4 protein-coding genes are annotated in these 3,112 nt (G+C 35.0%); all 4 read right to left on the bottom strand.

Translation table 11 applies throughout. The annotated features are described in order from the left end of the window. Positions 1-61: 61 nt before the first annotated feature. Entirely contained in the window at positions 62-1,096 is a 1,035-nt protein-coding gene (locus AC1W31_RS21010; protein ID WP_481736464.1) for a TolC family protein, read from the bottom strand. 18 nt (positions 1,097-1,114) lie between these two features. Beyond that, positions 1,115-1,888 carry a sulfite exporter TauE/SafE family protein gene (locus tag AC1W31_RS21005; RefSeq protein WP_481736463.1) on the bottom strand — a complete coding sequence of 258 codons (774 nt, stop codon included), beginning with the start codon at positions 1,886-1,888 and terminating at the stop codon, positions 1,115-1,117. After that, entirely contained in the window at positions 1,885-2,319 is a 435-nt protein-coding gene (locus AC1W31_RS21000) for a DoxX family protein (protein ID WP_481736462.1), read from the bottom strand. Before AC1W31_RS21000 ends, AC1W31_RS21005 begins: the two co-directional genes overlap by 4 nt. Positions 2,320-2,443: 124 nt before the next feature. Further along, positions 2,444-2,779 carry a helix-turn-helix domain-containing protein gene (locus AC1W31_RS20995; RefSeq protein WP_481736461.1) on the bottom strand — a complete coding sequence of 112 codons (336 nt, stop codon included), beginning with the start codon at positions 2,777-2,779 and terminating at the stop codon, positions 2,444-2,446. Positions 2,780-3,112 lie beyond the last annotated feature (333 nt).

Here is a 3,112-nt window from a genome sequence, read left to right as displayed (position 1 = left end):
AAAGGGTTGGAAAATTTAGGGATTCGAGCGTTTTTAGATACAATTTTGAAGAATAAAGTTCTTACGATCGCTCAAACGTGATTTTATCTGAGTTGATAAATTCCACGGAAGTCGTGGTGAAACTCGCACTTTTCTTTAGTTGCAACCACCTTTGCAAACCAATGCCCGTAAAAAAGCCATTATCTACCCCCGTACCACGTGCAAACGTATTACCAAAAAAAGTTAGTTTTGGCAAAAAACTCTTCTGAATAACAGCCAATCGAGCATTCTCTACATCAGCTAATCGCAAAATGGTTTGTTCGGCAGGGTGTGAAATTGAGGTAAAATCAGTTGAAATAGTAGGTGTATTATTCAAAAAAGCCGTATCAGATATTTCAACAGCACTTTGCCCGACCAATTCTGCCAACTTACTTTTTAAGCGTTGAATTTGCCCTACATAGCTTCTATTTTCTATCTGATTTCTGATAATTTCTGAACGGATATAGGCGGTGTCAGCTTCTGGCTTTAAACCATTTTTGACCAAATCTCGCACCAAAACAAGCATTTTGATTAATTTTTTATTGTTCTGGTCATTTACTTTTGATAAAGATTGAAAGCGAATAATCTCTAAATATTGTTGTACCACTTTTGTTTGATGTAAAAGCAAACGGTCTTGTGTTTCAGCTTGATAGGCTAATATTTCCTGTTCGACAACCTTCATTTTACTATCTAAAACCCCAAAAGTAAACGGTGACCAAGTAGCACCCAAGCCCAAAGCACTACCCGTAGTGGGCGAAAAGTTATTGCCATCAGACGGTGGACCACTTATAGGCAAGAGTCCCTGTCCATAAAACATACCAGTAAGGTTATTGAAGGTGGCAATATTGGCTTGATAAGAGGCTTCAATATTAGGTAAAGTGCTGTTTTTCAATACTTCCTTTTGAGAAATCTTGGCATCAGTTTCCATCTTTCGTGCCAACCAAATGGGGTGATTTTGCTCGGCTTGTTGCAGCAATTGTGCCAGCGTGGCAGGTTGCTTTTGGGCAATAATCTCTTCATTGAGCAGTATCATAAATACTTGAGTAAGAAGAAAAACTGCGATTTTTTTAAATTTCATATTTTACTATATCTTGATTTATATAAGCCCCATACCCAATGCTATCGAGATAATTATCAGCAGAGAGGCGGTAAATATTTGTACAAATTGCATGGTAACTTTTTTCAATAATTTATTTCCTAAATACGCCCCAACTGTTGCTGACAGCGTTGCAGATACAACTAAAGTTAGGTTATTTGAAAGCCCTGATTGGCTAAACTTTGTAGCATAAACCGATAGCCGAGTGAAATCAACAAAAGTGGACACGACTATGGAAGTTGCCACGAAAGCTTCCTTTGATAAACCAGCTTTAAGTAAAAATGCACTACGCAAAGCCCCTTGAATACCAGCAAGCCCTCCAAAAAAACCACTCAAAGCCCCTCCGATTGATAATTTATCTTTGTTGAATTGGATTTTTTTGAAATAAGGAATAAGGTCAATAGTAGCAAATAAAATCAGTAATATTGAGATAGTAAACTTTACGGGAAACACATCAATATTTTTACCATTCATTTCATAAGAAAAAAACGGCTTTAAATCGGTCATTTGTAATAATAGCCATGCTCCGAAGAACGCAGTGATGACAGCAGGAATACCAAAATGGAGTAATACTTCTTTATCGGCATTTTTACCAACTAAAATAAGTTTGAAGATATTATTGGCAAAATGCACGATACCAGTTAAGGCGATAGCCAGCTCGACAGGAAAAAATATCATGAAAATTGGTGTTAGGATTGTGCCTAAACCAAAACCAGAAAAAAAAGTGAGAATAGCAACCAAAAAAGCAGCTAATGAAAGTATAAATAGGGTCATAATCGGGGAAATAATTTACGGTCAACTGACCAATTTCCACCACCTTTTATGATTAAAAAAATGCTTCCCAAAAGCATAGCCCAGTCGGTACGGCTGTCATGAAGCATTGACCAAAAGCCATTATCAATGAAAAGTTGTGCTTTTGTTACCGAAATAGCCACTAACATGATTATCAAAGTTGGTATGGCGGCCAGTCTTGTGAGCAAGCCAATTAAAATTAATATTCCACTGATAATTTCAAAACTGCCTACAAATGTGCCTAAAAATTCAGGATTTGGTAAACCTATTTTTGCAAATCTGCCAGCACCTAATTTATCAGCAAAAAGAAATTTTTGTATGCCCTCCGATAAAAACACCGCCCCAACCATGAGCCGAATAATGATGGTCGTACTGGAGTTGTCTGTTTGATTTTTTTTTAAGTAATCCATCATCCTGATTAAGATTTTAAAGTTTAAAACTTAAAATCACCAAATAATTATAGCAAAATTAAGCATCGTAAATTTCATACAATAAAACTTGTAAGCGTGGTATATTTGAAAATACTGTGGTATAGATTTAAAGACTACGAAAGGCTTGAGGCGTATGCCCTGTAAATCGTTTAAAGTATTTGACAAAATGGGATGAATCAGAAAAATGCAAAGTAAAAGATATTTCAGAAACGCTAAGATTAGTATAAAACAGAAGCCTTTTTGCTTCACTGATAATATGTTCAGCTAAAACTTCGGTAGCTGATTGGTTTACAGCTTTTCGGCAGATTGCATTTAGGTTTTGAGGCGTTGTATTTAAAATATCAGCATAATGTGCAACATTGTTTTTGATTTCGGCGGTCTGACCCAATAACTCTCTAAATGAATGAAATAAATCGGTTTTAGTATTACTAATTTGTAGCATTGAAACCTCTAATATTTTTGCAAGTAATGCTTTTAACAAACCACCTAAAAGCAAAACATTATTTTCATTTTCTCTATTATTTTCCTTTGAAAGCAGCTCAAAAAGTTGTTCAATTGACTCAATATCATTAATTTGAACACAAGACAAACTATTGTTTGGAAAACTTTAAATTGTCGGATAAAGTTTTGTTAGTTTAATTCTTGCATTCTCATTTTTGAATTGCCAATTAATCATTTTTTTCTTTTGATTTTGTTGATTCATCCATCTTTTTGCAACGATTTCAACTTCTTTTTTATCCGTAAAAGGTCTATCTAATTCTTGTCTTGTAAACAC

Source organism: Arcicella sp., from assembly GCF_964672035.1.
This window is presented reverse-complemented; position numbering and strand designations above follow the sequence as displayed.

What these genes read in the sequence shown, in the direction of transcription:
- AC1W31_RS21000 (WP_481736462.1), bottom strand. Translation starts at nt 2,319, where the DNA reads ATGATGGATTACTTAAAAAAAAATCAAACAGACAACTCCAGTACGACC.
- AC1W31_RS21010 (WP_481736464.1), bottom strand. Translation starts at nt 1,096, where the DNA reads ATGAAATTTAAAAAAATCGCAGTTTTTCTTCTTACTCAAGTATTTATG.
- AC1W31_RS20995 (WP_481736461.1), bottom strand. Translation starts at nt 2,779, where the DNA reads ATGCTACAAATTAGTAATACTAAAACCGATTTATTTCATTCATTTAGA.
- AC1W31_RS21005 (WP_481736463.1), bottom strand. Translation starts at nt 1,888, where the DNA reads ATGACCCTATTTATACTTTCATTAGCTGCTTTTTTGGTTGCTATTCTC.